Here is a 15,229-nt window from a genome sequence, read left to right as displayed (position 1 = left end):
TCCCCATGCACATCGACCTCAATGCCGACCTCGGCGAAGGCGCAGGCAGCGACGAAGCACTGCTCGGCCTCGTGAGCTCCGCCAACATCGCCTGCGGCTGGCACGCAGGCGACGCCAAGACCATGCGCCAGTGCGTGCGCTGGGCCATCGAACACGGCGTGGCCATCGGCGCGCACCCGAGCTTTCCCGACCGCGAGAACTTCGGCCGCAGCACCATGCATCTGCCGCCCGACGAGATCGTCTCGAACGTGCTCTACCAGGTCGGCGCGCTCGCTGCGATCGTCAAGGCCGAGGGCGGGCAGCTTGCGCACGTGAAGGCGCACGGCCAGCTCTACAACCAGGCGGTGAAGGAGCCCGAGCTCGCCGATGCGCTCTGCGAGGCGGTGCGCCGCTTCGACCCCTCGCTCAAGTTCTTCGGCCTCGCGGGCAGCAACATGATCGACGCCGCGCGCCGCGCCGGCCTCACGCCCGTGGAAGAAGTATTCGCCGACCGCGGCTACATGCCCGACGGCAGCCTCGTGCCGCGCAGCCAGCCCGGTGCGCTGATCGAAAGCGAGGAGCAATCGATCGCGCAGACGCTCTCGCTGGTGCGCGACCACCGCGTGACCGCCATCGACGGCAGCACGGTCGCCGTCAACGCGCAGACCGTGTGCCTGCACGGCGACGGCGCGCATGCGCTGGCCTTTGCGCGCCGCATCCGCGAGCGGCTGCAGGCCGAGGGCATCGCAGTCCGCGCCTGACCGGCGCCGCCTTCAAGGCAACGGGTCGGGCGACAGCGCGCTCACCCATTCTTCTCCCGCTTCGGCGCAGTAGTCCGCCACGATGGCCCGCGTGAGCTTGCCGACCGCGTGCACGGCCGGCGCCGTGTCGCGCGCATGTGCCAGCGTGATCACCATCGGCGGCAGCGCGGGCCCGTCGCGAATCTCGAGGTAGCCCTCGGCCAATTCCTTTCTCACGAAGATCGGCGGGATCGCCGCCACGCCGAAGCCGCCCTTCGTGAGCTGGATGATCGACTGCACCGACGGAAAGCTGCACACGCGCGGCTCGCTGGCGCGTCCGACGAACAGCGCGCTGACATGCGCGCGTGGCCCCGAGGTGCGGGAGAAGGTGAGGACCGGCACCCGCTCCAGGTCTTCCAGCCGCAGGGTGCGGGCCTTCGGCAGCACGGCGGGGCGCGCCACCCACAGCATCGGGAAGCGGCACAGCGAGGTGACGGTCGATTCGCCGTCGTTCGCCACGTCCGCGATGTCGTCGTTCTGGATCATCAGGTCGAACTTGCGGCGCCGGAACTGGTCGCGCAGGTTGTGCGCCGTGTCCACCGTGATGTCCGGTTCGATGGCCGGCAGCCGCTCGCTCAGCATGTGGATCAGCGGCGTGAGCCAGGTGTGGACCACCGTCTCGATGACGCCGATGCGCACCCGCCCTGACGGCGGTGCGTCGGGGCGCACCGAGAGCTTGAGCTGCTTTTCGAGCGCGAGCATCTGCTCGGCCTGGCGCACCACCTGCTCGCCGAGGATCGTGAGCTTCAGCGTGCGCTGCGTGCGGTCGACCAGCAGCACGCCCAGCTCTTCTTCCAGCGCCTCGATGCGCTTGGATACGGCCGCCTGCGTCGTGCAGAGCATCTGCGCGGTCTCGCGAAAGCTCTTGAGGCGGTCGAGCATCACGAGCGTTTCCAGAAATCGTGTGTTCATGGATCAGTCTCTCCCTGCGTCCGGGGGTGTCGTGCGAATTTTTGTTATCGGCCCCTTCAACAAAAACTCGTTCGACAGCCACCGAGGCGCCATGTTTTCATAAAGCCGTCACACACACAGAGAGGTGCAACCCGCCCTCTGCAGCCGCTGCCTTCGCATGGGCGGTTGCAGAAGTCGTGCCAGTGGGCGCACCCGGCTTTCACGTCACCCGAGCAGGGAAGGGAAGAGATGAAAAAAGCGATGACCACACGGCGGCGGCTCAAGGCAGGCGCTGCGCTCGGGGCCTGCGCCCTGGCGCTTGCCAGTTGCGGCGGAGGGGGTGGAGGCGGTGGTGCCGATTCGGCCACGCTCGCGGCCATGGCGGCGGCCGCTGCAGCAGCTGCTGCTGCCGCCGCCGGGGGAGCGCCGCCGACAACGAATCCACCTTCACCTCCACCCGCACCGCCACCGGTCCAGGCCAAGTGCGCGATGGACACCACCGTGACGGCGTCCTATGAGGAACAGCGCCTGCCCAACAAACTCTCCAGCAGCGACGCCCTGAGCTTCTCGCAGCAGCTCCTGCAGGCCAGCGGATTCGACAAGTTCGGCCCCGATTTCGCCGCGAAGCTGTGCAACAACGGCATGGCGGGCGCATCGAGCTACGACGAGGCCGTGACGTTGCTCAAGAGCGAGGGCGTGAAGCTCTGGCAGGCCGCGCTGGACCGCGTTCAGGGGCGCGTCGTGCAGGGCACCTTGTCCAGGAGCGACGACCGCATGCTGTATTGGGCGCGCCTCACCATGACGCTGGCGCTGCGCCAGTGGAAGCCCAACTTCCCGCTCACGGACGAGCAGCGTGCCGCGCTGCAGAACGAGTTCGAACGCGCCTCGCGCGGCCAGTACGCCATCGATTTCCCCGAGGGGCCGCAGTACAAGCGCATTCTTGTGAGCGGCTTCGATCCGTTCACGCTGGGCGCGGCGGGCAGAAACGGTGACCCCAACATCCGCATCGGCAACCCCTCCGGCGCGACCATCCTGTCACTGGATGGCAATACCGTGGCATTGGCCGACGGCACGACAGCGGTCATCCGCACGTTCATCCTGCCCGTCAACTACGGGCCCTTCATCCAGGGCATGCAGGAAGACACACTGGGCCCGTGGTTCAAGCCGGGCACCAAGCGCGTGGATGCTTCGGTCAGCATGAGCCAGGGCGGCGGCGAGTTCGACCTGGAGCACTACAACGGGCGCTACCACTTCGCGAATTTCCCGGGAAACGACAACCTGAACCCGCCGTGCGCCGACGGCGGAGGTTTTCCCGCGTCACTCGACTGCGACATCTTCCCGCCGGAACGCTGGCTGGGCTATGTCTCCAAGCCCTGGCAGCGGGATGCCCCACCGCAGTTCACGGTGGCGACGCTGCCGTTCCAGACGCTGATCGATGCCAACACCGGCACGGGCATCCTCAACAGGGACACCAACCAGACCGGGGGCTGGGCCGTGGTTCGCCGCGATACCTATTCGGTCACGCCGTGCACCAAGACGGCCAGCGATGCGGCCGCAGCCCAGACCGCGGCCAAGGCCGAGGTCGACGCGGCACTCCAGGCGTACTACGCCGCGGCGCCCGCGGATCAGCCAGCGGCGCTTCAGCGGTACTTCGACGCCCTCGACGCCGTCGACAAGGCCGGCACGCCGAGTCCGGTGGAGACCAACTGCGCACAATCGGGCGGAGGCGGCAACTACCTGTCCAATGCCAGCGCCTACCGCAACACCCTGATGCGTGACACGTTCAAGCTCAACATCCCGGCCGGCCACATCCACACACCGGTCATGACCGCGTTCGGCAGCGGCAGCGACGGAAAGATCACCGATGCAACCTTCGAGGGCCGCCGCGACTCCATCGTGGCGCAGGCCCGCAACCTGGTGATGGCGCTGGCCAGGAGCCTGGCGACGTCGCCCGCGCTGTAACCCATCCAGGAGCAAGACCATGAAATCCAGATTCCCGTTGCTCGCTGCCGGTCTCGTGCTCTGCGGTGCCGCGCTGGCGCAGCCCAGCGGCGGCTTCCATCTGTTCAAGAACAGGGCGACCGGCCAGCTGGTCTGTTCGCAGAACAGCATCAGCCCCGACTGGATCAAGCAGACCGGCCCGTTCAAGGACCAGGACTGCAAGATCGAGCAGAAGCCAGAGCCCGTGCGCAAGGACTTGCCCGCCAGCCCGCTCGACCTGGCACCCAAGAAATAGCGGCATCCAATAGCGGCACCCGCCGGGAAGCTTTTCTGCGGTAACTTCGGGCCCATGACCCCCTCGAAGTCACCCAGATCCTCCCCGCCGTTGCATGTGTTGCTCACCGGCTTCGACCCCTTCGACCGCGAAGCCATCAACCCCTCATGGGAGGCCGTGCGCGCCCTCGATGGCGCGAAGATCGGCGGTGCGACCGTGCATGCCCGCCAGATGCCCTGCGTCTTCGGCGACGCTATCGAGGCGCTGGCCGACGCCATGGACGAACTGAAGCCGCAACTGGTGCTCTGCATCGGCCAGGCCGGCGGACGCTCGGAGATCACGCCCGAGCGCATCGCGATCAACATCGACGACGGGCGCATCGCCGACAACGCGGGCCACCAGCCGATCGACCTGCCGGTGGTGGCTGGCGCGCCCGCCGCGTATTTCTCGACGCTGCCGATCAAGGCCATCGTGCGCGACCTGCGCGCTGCCGGCATTCCGTCTTCGGTGTCGAACAGCGCGGGCACCTTCGTCTGCAACCACATCTTCTATGGGCTGATGCACCGCATTGCGACGCATCCCGTGCCCGGCTTGCCGGGCTTGCGGGGTGGCTTCATCCACATTCCCTACCTGCCCGAGCAGGCGGCGCGCTTTCCGGGTGCGCCGAGCATGTCGCTCGCCACGATGACCGAGGCGCTGCGGATCGCGGTCGCCACCGCGCTCGCGGTGAAGCAGGACGTGGCCGAGACAGGCGGCCAGCTGCACTGAGCCCTTTCAGGCCGACGGAAACGCTTTCGCGAGCCAGGCGTTCAACGCCGCGTTGACGAATTCAGGCTTCTCCATCGTCAGCATGTGGCCGCACTGCGGCACCCACACCACCTCGGCCTGCGGCAGCAGCGCCGCCATCTCGCGTGTGTGCTCGGGCGGTGCGAGCTTGTCGTCGTCGCCGCACATCAGCAACACCGGTGCGCGCAGCGAGGCCAGGTGGGTGCGCGCATCGGGGCGTCGCATCACCGCGCGGTTCTGGCCGATGAGCTGGGCCGTGCCGGCGCCCAGCACGATGTCGAGATAGCGCCGCACCAGCACCGGGTCGTCGGCCTGCGTGGGATGGAAGGCGAAATAGACATTCGCCTCGATCACGTCGCGCGCCTCGCCGCGCTCGAAGAGTTCGATGGCGCCTTCGCGCAACGTGAACATCTCGGGCGTCTCGGGCCGCGCGCTGGTGCCGAGCAGGGCGAGCCCGGCGATGCGTTCGGGCGCCTGGCGGGCCGCTTCCATCGCGACCATGCCCCCCATGGACGCGCCGCAGAGCACCAGCGGTCCCGCGTGCTCGCGCAGCACGGCCGCGGCCATGGCTTCGATGGTGTTGTTGCGCGTCTGGACGTCGCTCACGCGGGCGTCGAAGGCGGAAGAAAGGGCAGGCCGCTGGGCCTCCCAGAGGCGCTCGTCGCAGGCGAGGCCGGGCAGCAGGACAAGGTGGGGCATGGGGCGATTTTGCGCGATCGTGGCAAGCCGGCACAACGGCATAGGTCACGGCATAGGCTTCATGGCCAGCAGCCATCGCGGGTCTTGATCGACATACTTTCCGGCGCTGCGCGACGCACCCCGCGCGCGCATTCGTGCTTCATGTCGAGGACAACAAATGAACCTGGTTCAACGCGTGCAGGACATCCTGCTCAAGCCCAAGGCCACCTGGCCCGTGATCGACGCGGAGCCGGCCGATGCCGCTTCGCTCTACAAGAACTACGTGATGATCCTCGCGCTCATTCCGGCGGTGGCGAGCTTCATCGGCCTCTCGGTGGTCGGCCTCGGGATGTTCGGCGTCAACTTTCGCGTGCCGATCGTCGCGGGGCTCGCCAACATGGTGGTGGGCTATGTGCTGTCGCTGGTGATGGTGTTCGTGCTGGCGCTCATCATCGATGCCATGGCGCCGACCTTCGAGGGCACCAAGAGCCAGATCAGCGCGCTCAAGCTGTCGGCCTATGCGAGCACGGCGGGCTTCGTCGGCGGCATCTTCAGCCTGCTGCCTTCGCTGTCGGTGCTGGGTGCGGTGGCGGCGCTCTACGGCATCTACCTGATCTACCTGGGCCTGCCGGTGCTGATGAAGTGCCCGGCTGACAAGGCGATTGCGTACACCGCGGTGGTGGTGATCTGCGCCATCGTCGGTGGCTTCGTGATCGCCTGGGTGCTGGCGCTGCTCACACCGTCGCCCGCGCGCGTCGGCATGGGCTTCGCCAGCGAAGCGGTGGCGGCTGTGCAACAGCTCGCAGCCGCAAAAACCTGAGCGTCATGCGCTCGGTGGAAAATGGGCGGCAATGCCAACGCCCAAACCTGACACCACCACCGACATCATCCTGATCCGTCACGGCGAAACCGCCTGGAACCGCGAACTGCGCTTCCAGGGGCATGCGGATGTGCCGCTCAACGACATCGGCCATGAACAGGCCAGACGCATCGGCCTGCGCCTGGCGGGCGAGACGGCGCAGCAGTTGATCAGCAGCGACCTCATGCGCGCCCAGCAGACGGCGGCCCCGGCGGCGCTGCAGCTGTCGCTGCCGGTGGTCACTTCGGCGGGATTGCGGGAGCAGTACTTCGGCATCGTCGAGGGCATGCGCTCCGACGAGATCCAGACCCTGCACCCGCGCGCGTGGGAAGAGTGGCTGGAGTTCCGCGAAGACCACGCGATGCCCGAGGGCGAGACGGCGCGTGAATTCCATGCACGCATCATTGCGGCGCTCGGCACCGTCGCCACCGCCCACAAGGGTCAGCACCTGATCGTCGTCACCCATGGCGGCGTGCTCGACATGGTGTGGCGCACAGCCAAGGGCCTGAGCTTGAGCGGGCCGCGCCAGAGCGACATTCCGAATGCGGGCTTCAACCGCATCCGCATCGCCGACCCGGCCGCGCCGGATGTGATCGAGATCGTCGAGTGGGCCGACACGCGCCACCTCGCCGACCTGCCGCCGCAGCCGACCTACGACCAGACGCGGCATCTCAAGAGCAAGGGCTGAGGCTCCGGCCTCGACCTCTCTTCAGCCGCAGCTGCCCGCCTTCGGCACGCGCAGCAGCGGCACCCCGGCCCCCACGCCCGTGGGCTTGCCGCCATCGACCGCGAGCCGGCCGTTCACCAGCACCGTGACCACGCCTTCCGACAGCAGGGTCGGCTGCGTGTACGTGGCCTTCGCCGCATAGCGCGCCGGGTCGAACACCACCACGTCGGCGTAGTAGCCGGGCCGCAGGTGTCCGCGCTGCTGCAGGCCCAGCGTGTCGGCCGTGAGGGACGAGCTGCTGCGGATGAACTGCCCCATCGAAATGGTGCGCTCCTTCACCACGTACTGGTCGTACTTGCGCGCGAAGGTCCCGTAGGCGCGCGGGTGGCCCTGCGACGAATCGGAAGAGGTCATGACCCACGGCCGCTTCATGAACGCCCGCACGTCGTCGTCGCTCTGGTTGAATGAGGCGATCATCAGGTCGCCGTCGCGCAGCACCGCGATGGCAGCGTCCACCGGATCGGCGTTCGCGCCCTTGGCCACATCGGCCAGCGTCTTGCCGACGTACTTGGTGCTGCCGGCGGAAAACAGGATGGTGTCCGGTCCGCCGCGCAGGCGCAGGTTCTCGCGCATGCCGGTGCGAAGGCGCTCCTGCACGGCCGCATCGTCGAAGCGCTGCAGCATCGCCGCGCGGCCGCCGTCGACTGCCCACGGCGGCACCAGCGCGGCGGAGAAGCGCGTGCTCGAAGCCGTCCAGGGATAGTGGTCGGCCGTGATGTCCAGGCCCGCGGCGCGTTCCTTCTCGATGCGGCGGATGATGTCGCCGCTCTGGCCCTGCACGTCCACGCCCAGCGCCTTGATGTGCGCCACATGCACCGGCAGGTGCGCCTCGTGGCCGATGTGGATCACCTCGTCGATCGCACCCTTCAGGCCGATGTTGTACATCGACTCGTCGCGGATGTGGCTGTCGTAGAGGCCCCCGTGCCGGGCGGCGATCTTCGCGAGTTCGATGACCTCTTCGGTCTTCGAGAAGTTCTGCGGCGGATAGAAAAGGCCGGTCGACAGGCCCAGCGCGCCTTCGCACATCGCGCGGCCCACATGCTGCTTCATGGCCTCGAGCTGCGCGGGCGTCGGGGCGCGGTTGGCCTCGCCGAGCTGGTCGATGCGCACCGCCCCGAAGCCCACGTACATCGCGACGTTGGTGCCCACCGGCGTGGCGCGCAGGCGCTGCGCCTGCGCCGCGATGTCGAAGCCACCGAAGCCGTCGTTGCCGATCACCGCAGTGGTCACGCCCTGCGTAAGGAACGGAATGTTCAGGCGCTTGTGCGCATCGGTGGAATGCAGGTCGGTGTCGGCGTGCGTGTGCGCATCGATGAAGCCCGGTGCGACGACCATGCCTTTCGCATCGATGACGCGCCGCGCCCTGAACTGCGCGGGTGCGGCCTTGCCCGCGAAGACGATGCGGTCGCCCACGATGCCGACGTCACCCACGACCGGCGTGTCGGCATCGCCTGTGTAGACGGTGCCGCCGCGCAGCAGGAGGTCGAGTTCGACAGGGCTGTCGGTGGCGGCGTGAAGTGCGGGTGGGAGCGGAGCGAGGGCCGCGAGCACGGCCAGCATGACGAGGGACTTCTGCATGGGGAGAGGAATCGTGTCGGAGTGGAGCGGCCAGTTTAGGAGTCGCATCCGCGCCGCCGTTAATTCCTTTTGCGCCACCTCCCATGACGGGAAGGCATGGCTGCTGCAGCCTTCGCAATCAGCCGCGCAAGGGCAGGCTCGCGGCGAGTTGCCCGAGGCCGAGCCGTGCATAAACGGCTCCCGTCTGCCGCCGCAGCCTCAGCGACTCGGGCTGGCCGTTGAGCTGCTGCTGCAGGATGCCTTGCGCCGCGGCGAGCGTGGATTCGCTTCCGGTGCGCACCAGCGCATCGAGGTACACCTGCTCGAACAGGTCGCGTTGTGCATGGCTGCCGCCGATCTCGATCATGCGCGGCAGCGCGACGCCCAGGCCGTCGATGGCGCCCGCGAAGTCGCCACGCGCATGGGCCACGAGCCCGTGCGCGGCCGGCACGCAGACGCGCTGCCATGCGGCACGCGTGGAAGGCGGTGCGCCGGGCGCGAAGGCCTCGATGTTGCGCAGCAGCGCATCGGCCTCGGGCCGACCGGCACGCGCGAGACCGTAGAGGTATTGCAGGTCGAGAAAGGGCAGCACATGGTCGGCCTGCCGCTGCAGCAGGTAGCCGGCCACGTCGTCCCAGCGCGCACCCACGTCGATGCCCGCGAGCTCCAGGCGCGCGAGCAGCGACACGGCGCCGATCTGGTCCTGCGAGTAGTCCTTGACCACACCCCAGGCGTGTTTGTCGTACACCGCGAGCGCCTCGGCATCGCGGCCCAGGTCGATCAGGAACAGCGCCACGTGCCACCAGTTGTGCGTGACCATGAAGGAGTTCAGGCCGGTCCAGGTGTCGCTCACGCTCTCCATGAACGCCAGCCCTTCGGCGAGCCGGCCTTCGGTGAGCATCACATGCGCGAGCGCGTGGTGCGCCCAGGGCTCCTTGCGGCACATGGCAATGGCACGGCGCGCGCTGGCCTCGGCCTCGCGCATCAGGTGGCACTGCTCGTAGCCGAAGGCCGCCATGCCGTGCACATAGGGCACCTCGGCCGCGGCGGGCAGCACCGCAAGCGCGAGCCGCAGCATGCCCGGGCAGTCGCCGGTGTTGAAGCAGTGGTACTGGCCGAGCTTGACCGAGACGAGGTCGCGCGGAAATTCGCGCGCCTGCTCCGCATGCAGCGCAATGGCGCGGGCGATGTCACCGTCGGCCCATGCCTCGATGGCCGCGATGTAGCGCTGCTCGCGCGGCGTGGCGCGCGCGGCGCCGGCACGGGCTCTTGCGAGATACGGCCGTGCATTGGCCATGGCATCGCGCGATTCGGCAAACAGGTGCAGCGTTGCGCAGTACGCCTGCACGATGGGGCTTGCATCGGTGTCGGCCAGCGCGATGAGGTTGACGGCGCGCGCCTCGGTCGAGATGAAGCCCATGACGAAGTCGTCGACCAGCACGAGGCTGGCGGGGTCGTCGAGGGTGAGCGGGTTGCCGAGGCTGTCGGCGGCGTGCGGATTTCCGGAGGGCATGGCGGCATGGTGCCATGCCCCCGGGGCACCGGGAAGAGCTTCAAACCCCGGCCTGCTGGTGCCGGTACTCCTGGGTCTTTCCACCGTAGCCGTAGGCCGCGCCGCGCGCGTCGATCACATGGATGTACGACACCTCGTGCAGGTCGGGCCGGATCTTCGCCATGGCCGCGTGCACCTCGCGCAGGTAGCGCGCCTTCTCGGCCTTGGTGTTGGTTTCGTCGGTGATGCTGATGTCCAGGTGAAAGGCCGACTTGCCCAGCGACGCCAGCGTCTGGCCTCCGATGAACCAGGCGTCGGCGGCGATGTACTGCACCGTGATGGCGATCACCGGCAACTGCTTGCCGAGCACGCTCTGCGTGAGTTCGGCGACGGTGTCGACGGTCTTGCGGGTGAGGGCCGCGTCGGGTTCGCCGGAGAGATGGACAACGATGTGGGGCATGGTGGACTCCTGTGGAAATGAATGAACGATGGGGTGATTGTGGGATTCCGTTGGTCATCGGAAAAGCGGGAAGATATGATGGCATCCATCGGTTAAACGGATGGATGGCGCCATGCAGACCTTCGACCTCGAACAACTTCGCACCCTGGCCGCGGTGATCGACGCAGGCAGCCTCACGGCCGCCGCGCCCCGCGTGTTCCTCTCGCAGTCGTCCGTCAGCGAGCAGATGCGCAAGCTCGAGGAGCGGGCAGGGCAATCGCTGCTCACGCGCAGCAAGGCCGGCGTCGCGCCCACCGAGGCGGGCACGCGGCTCTTGGCGTATGCGCGGCGCATCCTCGCGCTCAGCGACGAGGCGTTCCGCGACCTGCACGGCGAAACGCTGCAGGGCGAGCTGCGGCTCGCCGTGACCGACTACTTCCGCCCCGGCGATCTCACGCAGCTGCTGGGGCGCCTTGGAGAAAGCTATCCGCAGGTGCGCCTGAACGTGACCATCCTGAAGAGCGACGCGCTGCGGGCCGCCTATGCCCACGGCGACTTCGACGTCGGCCTGGCGATGGACATCGCGGGCGCGTCGTCGTCATCTTCGGCGCAGGGCGTCAAGGCCTCGCTGATCCGGCGCGAATCGCTCGCATGGCTGGGCGCCACCGGCCTGCGCGTGGCGCGAGGCGAGCCGGTGCGCTTGTTGGCGCTGCCGGACACCTGCTCGCTGCACCAGTTCACCGTGGCGCTGCTCCGGCGGCGGCGCGTGCCGTATGTGCTCGCTCACGTCGCATCGGGCGTGGCGGGCTTGCAGTCGGCGCTGGCGGCGGGGCTGGGGGTCGCGTGCCTGAACGAATCGGCGGTGTGCGAGGGCGTGACCCGGCTGGCGGCGCCGCACGGCCTGCCGGCCTTGCCCAAGGTCGCGTTCCAGTTCCTGCCCGGGCGCCGGGGCGAGACGGGTTTCGTGACCCGCGCCCGCGAGATGCTGGCCAGCCACCTGGTGTGAGGCCGCCGGGGTGGCGCGGGATTTGCGTCATCCCCGCCATGGACGCGCCACAACCCAACAACCTGCCAGATCTGCTGCGCCATTCCCGTTTCGATGACGCGCAGGCGATCTTTTCGGGCACTTTGTTCGTTGCCATCGCGATGATGCTGTTCGGCCAGGCGGGCCTGCTCACGGGCGGCACGGCGGGTGTCGCATTCCTCCTGCACTACGCAACCGGGGTGAGCTTCGGCAAGCTGTTTTTCCTGGTGAACCTGCCGTTCTATTGGTTCGCCTGGCGCCACATGGGCCGGACGTTCACGCTCAAGACGTTCTCGGCGATCGCGCTGCTGTCTGTGATGACCGACTGGGCGCCGCGCTACCTGTCGATCGATTCACTCCATCCGGCTTTTGCGGCGGTGCTCGGTGGTCTGCTGCTGGGCACGGGCTGCCTGTTCCTCGCACGTCACCGTGCCAGCCTCGGTGGTGCGACGGTGCTGACGCTGTACCTGCAGGAAAAGCGCGGCTGGCCCGCCGGCAAGGTGCAGATCGGCATCGACTGCACGGTGGTGCTGCTCGCGCTGTTCGTGATTCCACCGCAGCGCGTGGGATGGTCGGTGCTGGCTGCGGTGGTGATGGGGCTCTTCTTGTGGATCAACCACAAGCCGGGCCGGTACGCGGCGACTTGAGCCGCCCTGAACAACGCGCTTCCTAGCGCGAAGGCACCACAGGCCAGGGTCGCTGCAACTCGCGAATCTGCTCGAACGCACGCGACACGCGCAGCACACCGAGGTCGTCGAACCGGTGCCCGGCAATCTGCAGCCCGATCGGCAACCCGCCCGCCGAGTACCCGCAGTTCACCGACGACGCGGGCTGCTCCGACATGTTGAACGGCACCGTGAAGCCGATGTGCTCCAGCGGCCGCAGCGGATCGTTGGTGGGCGAGGGCGCCTCCGCCGCCGCGGGCATGTTCGGCGACACAGGCGAGATCACGTAGTCGAAGCGCGCGCACGCCTGCACTGCTGCCACGCGCGTCGCATGGAACTGGCTGAAGCTGCGGAACACATGCTCGCCGCTGAATTCGGCCGCGCTCTCGGCCCACTCGCGGATGTAGGGCAGCACCTTGGCGCGCTGGTCGGCGCGCAGGGCCTTCATGTCCACGAGCGACCGCATGCGCCACAGGTGGTCCATGCCGTCGAGCATGGCCTGCGACATGAAGGGCTGCATCGTCTCGACGACCGCGCCGGCTTTCTCGAACAGGCGCGCGGCATGTTCGACCGCCGTCTGGATCTCCGGCTCGACCGCGAGCCCGCAGCCCGCATCGAGCAGCAGCCCGATGCGCAAGCCGCGCAGATGGTCGGGCGACACGTCGAAGGCGGCCCAGTCGATGTCCTGCGCCGGCAGGCTCATGCTGTCGCGCGCATCGGGCCTGGAGAGCGCCTGCATCATCAATGCGGCATCGCCGACGGTGCGGGTCATCGGCCCCGCGGCGCGGCCCATGTAGGGCGGATCGATCGGAATGCGGCCCAGGCTCGGCTTGAGCGTGAAGATGCCGCACCAGCTCGCGGGCAGCCGCAGCGACCCGCCGATGTCGGTGCCCAGGTGCAGAGGACCGTAGCCCGCAGCGGTTGCAGCGCCCGCGCCGGCGCTGGAGCCGCCGGGCGTCTTGGCCAGATCCCACGGGTTGCGCGCCAGCGTGTGAAAGCTAGAGAGGCCCGACGACAACATGCCGTAGTCCGGCATGGTGGTCTTGCTCACGATCACCGCGCCGGCTTCCTTCAGGCGCGCGGCCGGCGGCGCATCGGCAGTTGCGGGTTTCAGGTCGACGGCCGCGGTGCCGGCGGGCATCGGGTCGCCGCGGGTGGCGATGTTTTCCTTGATGGTGGTCGGCACGCCATCGAGCGGGCCGAGCGCATCGCCGCGCTGCCAGCGCGCTTCCGAAGCGCGCGCCTGTTCGAGCGCGGCCTCGGGACGGAACAGCCAGGTGGCCTGCAGGTGCGGCTCCCAGCGCTCGATCTGCGCGATCACGGCCTGCGTCACCTCGATCGGCGACAGGCGCTTGTCGCGGTACGCGGCCGAGAGTTCCTGCGCGGACAGGTCGCTCAATGAAGGGGCATCGGACACGGTGACGCTCATCCCCACGAAAGCGCGGACAGGTCGTTCACGAAGATCGGGTTCTCCTTCCAGAGGCCCTTCACGTTCTTCTTGGCGATCGTCGGGAACTGCGGCTGGTACAGGAAGCCGTTGGCCGCGTCGGTGGCCAGCATCTTCTGCGCATCGCCCAGGAGCTTGTTGCGCTCGGCGGCATTGGCCGTGGTCTTGATCTTGTCGAACAGCGTGTTGAAAGCCTTCGACTGGTAGCCCCAGTAGTAGTCCGACTTGGCGTAGTTGCCCAGGTCGAAGGGCTCGACGTGCGAAATGATCGACAGGTCGTAGTCCTTGTTGCCGTAGGTGCCGCTGAGCCACTGCGCCCACTCGACGTTCTGCACCTTCACCACGATGCCGATCTTGGCGAGCTGGGCCACGATCACCTCGCCGCCCTGGCGCGCGTAGGGCGGCGGCGGCAGCGTCATCTTGAGTTCGAGCGGCGTCTTCACGCCGGCTTCGGCCAGCAGCTTCTTGGCCTTCTCGATGTCGAAGGGATTGACGCTCGTGGTGTCGACGAAGCCCGCCGCGCCCGGCACGTAGTGGCTGCCGATCGGCACGCCCAGGCCATCGGCGGCGCCTTCGATCACCGCCTTGCGGTCGATGGCCGCGAGGATGGCGCGGCGCACGCGCACGTCGTCCAGCGGCTTCTTCTGGTTGTTGATCGAGAGGATGGTCTTGGCGCGCGAGCCGGCCAGGATCACCTGGAACTGCGGGTTGGCCTTGAACTGCGGCACCACGCGCGTGCCGATGCGGGTGAACACATCGATGTCGCCCGCCATCAGCGCGGCAGCCTGCGCAGCGCTGTCGGCGATGAAGCGGAAGGTCACCTTGTTGATCTTGGCGGTGGCGGGGCTGCGGAAGCCCTCCCACTTGCTCAGCGTGAGCGACGAGCCCTTGGCCCAGCTGTCCAGCTTGTAGGGGCCGGTGCCGACCGGCTTGGTGGCGTTGCCCTCGGCGCTCTTGGGCTCGACGATCACGGCCGTGGCCTGGCCCAGCACGAAGGGCAGGTCGGGGTCGATCTCCTTGTTGATGACCACCACGGTGTAGTCGTCCACCACCTGCGTGGCGAGGTTGGCGAAGGTGCGCTTGTCCTTGTTGGTGCTCTTCTCGCCGCCGGCGCGGTCGAACGAGAACTTGACCGTGGCCGCGTTGAAGGGCTCGCCGTTCTGGAATTTCACGCCGCGCTTGAGCTTGAAGGTGTAGGTCTTGAGGTCGGGCGAGATCTCCCAGCTCTCGGCCAGCAGCGGGGTGACGCTGCCGTCGGCGTTGATCTTGGTGAGCGTCTCCAGGATGTTGTATTGCACGATCTCGGCAATTGCCGCAGCCGCGCCGGCCGTCGGGTCCAGGCCCGGCGGTTCGAGCGCCATGCCGATCACGATGGCGTCCTTCCGCCCTTGGGCCATGCCGGCCAGCGGGGTGGCCAGCGCGACGGTGGCGCCGGCGGTGGTGAGGAGGGTGCGACGGTTCAACATAGGTGGGTATCTCCGGAAAACGGCCAGGGTCGAATGACTGGTTCGGCGCCCACCGTGCCCCGAAGGGAGGCGCGACGCCACGAAAGACAAGGCACGCAGCACGAAAGATGCCACGTGCGCAGCGGATCATTCTCTCGCAGCGGGTGGGCTGGCGCCTGGCCTGCGGGGCGATTTTTCCTCGGGACGTTCCCGGATACCGCGCGC

The 15,229-nt window shown here is 68.0% G+C and carries 15 protein-coding genes; 8 read left to right on the top strand and 7 right to left on the bottom strand.

The genetic code is table 11. The annotated features are described in order from the left end of the window. The first annotated feature begins 5 nt into the window (after positions 1 to 5). Entirely contained in the window at positions 6 to 740 is a 735-nt protein-coding gene (gene pxpA / locus GNX71_RS27340; RefSeq protein ID WP_206175318.1) for a 5-oxoprolinase subunit PxpA, read from the top strand. A 12-nt stretch (positions 741 to 752) separates the two neighbouring features. Here the strand turns inward: pxpA and GNX71_RS27335 are convergent, their stop codons facing one another. Beyond that, the gene (locus GNX71_RS27335; protein ID WP_206175317.1) at positions 753 to 1,691 is read right to left on the bottom strand and encodes a LysR family transcriptional regulator; all 939 of its coding nucleotides are present in this window, start codon (positions 1,689 to 1,691) and stop codon (positions 753 to 755) included. A gap of 228 nt (positions 1,692 to 1,919) precedes the next feature. On the opposite strand from GNX71_RS27335, the gene GNX71_RS27330 reads away from it, so the two are divergent. From GNX71_RS27330 to pcp, 3 genes are read left to right on the top strand one after another with little or no spacing between them, the layout of a single operon-like run. Next, a complete protein-coding gene (locus tag GNX71_RS27330; RefSeq protein WP_241027067.1) occupies positions 1,920 to 3,632 on the top strand; it encodes a hypothetical protein in 1,713 nt (570 codons plus the stop codon). A 19-nt stretch (positions 3,633 to 3,651) separates the two neighbouring features. Beyond that, positions 3,652 to 3,906 (top strand): hypothetical protein, encoded by a 255-nt coding sequence (locus tag GNX71_RS27325; protein ID WP_206175316.1) that lies wholly within the window; start codon positions 3,652 to 3,654, stop codon positions 3,904 to 3,906. A 54-nt stretch (positions 3,907 to 3,960) separates the two neighbouring features. Further along, positions 3,961 to 4,653, top strand: coding sequence for a pyroglutamyl-peptidase I (gene pcp, locus GNX71_RS27320; protein WP_206175315.1), 693 nt, complete (start codon positions 3,961 to 3,963; stop codon positions 4,651 to 4,653). A 6-nt stretch (positions 4,654 to 4,659) separates the two neighbouring features. Here the strand turns inward: pcp and GNX71_RS27315 are convergent, their stop codons facing one another. Next, positions 4,660 to 5,370 carry an alpha/beta fold hydrolase gene (locus GNX71_RS27315; RefSeq protein WP_206175314.1) on the bottom strand — a complete coding sequence of 237 codons (711 nt, stop codon included), beginning with the start codon at positions 5,368 to 5,370 and terminating at the stop codon, positions 4,660 to 4,662. Positions 5,371 to 5,527: 157 nt separating this feature from the next. On the opposite strand from GNX71_RS27315, the gene GNX71_RS27310 reads away from it, so the two are divergent. Together GNX71_RS27310 and GNX71_RS27305 are read left to right on the top strand one after the other, a co-directional pair. Beyond that, complete coding sequence (locus GNX71_RS27310) at positions 5,528 to 6,169, top strand: Yip1 family protein (RefSeq protein WP_206175313.1); 642 nt, start codon at positions 5,528 to 5,530, stop codon at positions 6,167 to 6,169. Positions 6,170 to 6,200: 31 nt separating this feature from the next. Next, positions 6,201 to 6,896 (top strand): histidine phosphatase family protein, encoded by a 696-nt coding sequence (locus GNX71_RS27305; protein WP_206175312.1) that lies wholly within the window; start codon positions 6,201 to 6,203, stop codon positions 6,894 to 6,896. A gap of 21 nt (positions 6,897 to 6,917) precedes the next feature. Here the strand turns inward: GNX71_RS27305 and GNX71_RS27300 are convergent, their stop codons facing one another. The 3 genes from GNX71_RS27300 to GNX71_RS27290 all read right to left on the bottom strand — a co-directional run bounded on the left by GNX71_RS27300 (position 6,918) and on the right by GNX71_RS27290 (position 10,444). Next, entirely contained in the window at positions 6,918 to 8,513 is a 1,596-nt protein-coding gene (locus GNX71_RS27300) for an amidohydrolase family protein (protein WP_206175311.1), read from the bottom strand. A 118-nt stretch (positions 8,514 to 8,631) separates the two neighbouring features. Beyond that, positions 8,632 to 10,005 carry a tetratricopeptide repeat protein gene (locus GNX71_RS27295; protein ID WP_206175310.1) on the bottom strand — a complete coding sequence of 458 codons (1,374 nt, stop codon included), beginning with the start codon at positions 10,003 to 10,005 and terminating at the stop codon, positions 8,632 to 8,634. A 40-nt stretch (positions 10,006 to 10,045) separates the two neighbouring features. Continuing rightward, on the bottom strand, positions 10,046 to 10,444 hold the full coding sequence (locus tag GNX71_RS27290) for a 4-oxalocrotonate tautomerase (protein WP_042582792.1): 399 nt from the start codon (positions 10,442 to 10,444) through the stop codon (positions 10,046 to 10,048). A 112-nt stretch (positions 10,445 to 10,556) separates the two neighbouring features. Here GNX71_RS27290 and GNX71_RS27285 point away from each other — a divergent pair, with 112 nt between their 5' ends. Together GNX71_RS27285 and GNX71_RS27280 are read left to right on the top strand one after the other, a co-directional pair. Beyond that, positions 10,557 to 11,429 (top strand): LysR substrate-binding domain-containing protein, encoded by an 873-nt coding sequence (locus GNX71_RS27285; protein WP_206175309.1) that lies wholly within the window; start codon positions 10,557 to 10,559, stop codon positions 11,427 to 11,429. A 38-nt stretch (positions 11,430 to 11,467) separates the two neighbouring features. Further along, positions 11,468 to 12,094 (top strand): YitT family protein, encoded by a 627-nt coding sequence (locus tag GNX71_RS27280; protein WP_206175308.1) that lies wholly within the window; start codon positions 11,468 to 11,470, stop codon positions 12,092 to 12,094. Between the two features lie 22 nt (positions 12,095 to 12,116). On the opposite strand, the gene GNX71_RS27275 is transcribed toward GNX71_RS27280, so the two are convergent. Both GNX71_RS27275 and GNX71_RS27270 read right to left on the bottom strand, forming a co-directional pair. Continuing rightward, a complete protein-coding gene (locus GNX71_RS27275; RefSeq protein WP_206175307.1) occupies positions 12,117 to 13,541 on the bottom strand; it encodes an amidase in 1,425 nt (474 codons plus the stop codon). After that, positions 13,538 to 15,025 (bottom strand): ABC transporter substrate-binding protein, encoded by a 1,488-nt coding sequence (locus tag GNX71_RS27270; RefSeq protein ID WP_206175306.1) that lies wholly within the window; start codon positions 15,023 to 15,025, stop codon positions 13,538 to 13,540. The genes GNX71_RS27275 and GNX71_RS27270 overlap by 4 nt, the downstream gene beginning before the upstream one ends. Positions 15,026 to 15,229 lie beyond the last annotated feature (204 nt).

It is taken from the genome of Variovorax sp. RKNM96 (assembly GCF_017161115.1).
In the GTDB taxonomy this organism is placed as follows: Bacteria; Pseudomonadota; Gammaproteobacteria; order Burkholderiales; family Burkholderiaceae_C; genus Variovorax.
The sequence above is the reverse complement of the archived record's forward strand: the minus strand, read 5'-3'. Positions and strand labels throughout refer to the sequence as shown.

Coding starts and splice junctions, on each gene's coding strand:
- GNX71_RS27270 (WP_206175306.1), bottom strand. CDS start 15,025: ATGTTGAACCGTCGCACCCTCCTCACCACCGCCGGCGCCACCGTCGCG.
- GNX71_RS27300 (WP_206175311.1), bottom strand. CDS start 8,513: ATGCAGAAGTCCCTCGTCATGCTGGCCGTGCTCGCGGCCCTCGCTCCG.
- GNX71_RS27295 (WP_206175310.1), bottom strand. CDS start 10,005: ATGCCCTCCGGAAATCCGCACGCCGCCGACAGCCTCGGCAACCCGCTC.
- GNX71_RS27310 (WP_206175313.1), top strand. CDS start 5,528: ATGAACCTGGTTCAACGCGTGCAGGACATCCTGCTCAAGCCCAAGGCC.
- GNX71_RS27335 (WP_206175317.1), bottom strand. CDS start 1,691: ATGAACACACGATTTCTGGAAACGCTCGTGATGCTCGACCGCCTCAAG.
- GNX71_RS27325 (WP_206175316.1), top strand. CDS start 3,652: ATGAAATCCAGATTCCCGTTGCTCGCTGCCGGTCTCGTGCTCTGCGGT.
- GNX71_RS27305 (WP_206175312.1), top strand. CDS start 6,201: ATGCCAACGCCCAAACCTGACACCACCACCGACATCATCCTGATCCGT.
- GNX71_RS27330 (WP_241027067.1), top strand. CDS start 1,920: ATGAAAAAAGCGATGACCACACGGCGGCGGCTCAAGGCAGGCGCTGCG.
- GNX71_RS27285 (WP_206175309.1), top strand. CDS start 10,557: ATGCAGACCTTCGACCTCGAACAACTTCGCACCCTGGCCGCGGTGATC.
- GNX71_RS27315 (WP_206175314.1), bottom strand. CDS start 5,370: ATGCCCCACCTTGTCCTGCTGCCCGGCCTCGCCTGCGACGAGCGCCTC.
- pxpA (WP_206175318.1), top strand. CDS start 6: ATGCACATCGACCTCAATGCCGACCTCGGCGAAGGCGCAGGCAGCGAC.
- pcp (WP_206175315.1), top strand. CDS start 3,961: ATGACCCCCTCGAAGTCACCCAGATCCTCCCCGCCGTTGCATGTGTTG.
- GNX71_RS27290 (WP_042582792.1), bottom strand. CDS start 10,444: ATGCCCCACATCGTTGTCCATCTCTCCGGCGAACCCGACGCGGCCCTC.
- GNX71_RS27275 (WP_206175307.1), bottom strand. CDS start 13,541: ATGAGCGTCACCGTGTCCGATGCCCCTTCATTGAGCGACCTGTCCGCG.
- GNX71_RS27280 (WP_206175308.1), top strand. CDS start 11,468: ATGGACGCGCCACAACCCAACAACCTGCCAGATCTGCTGCGCCATTCC.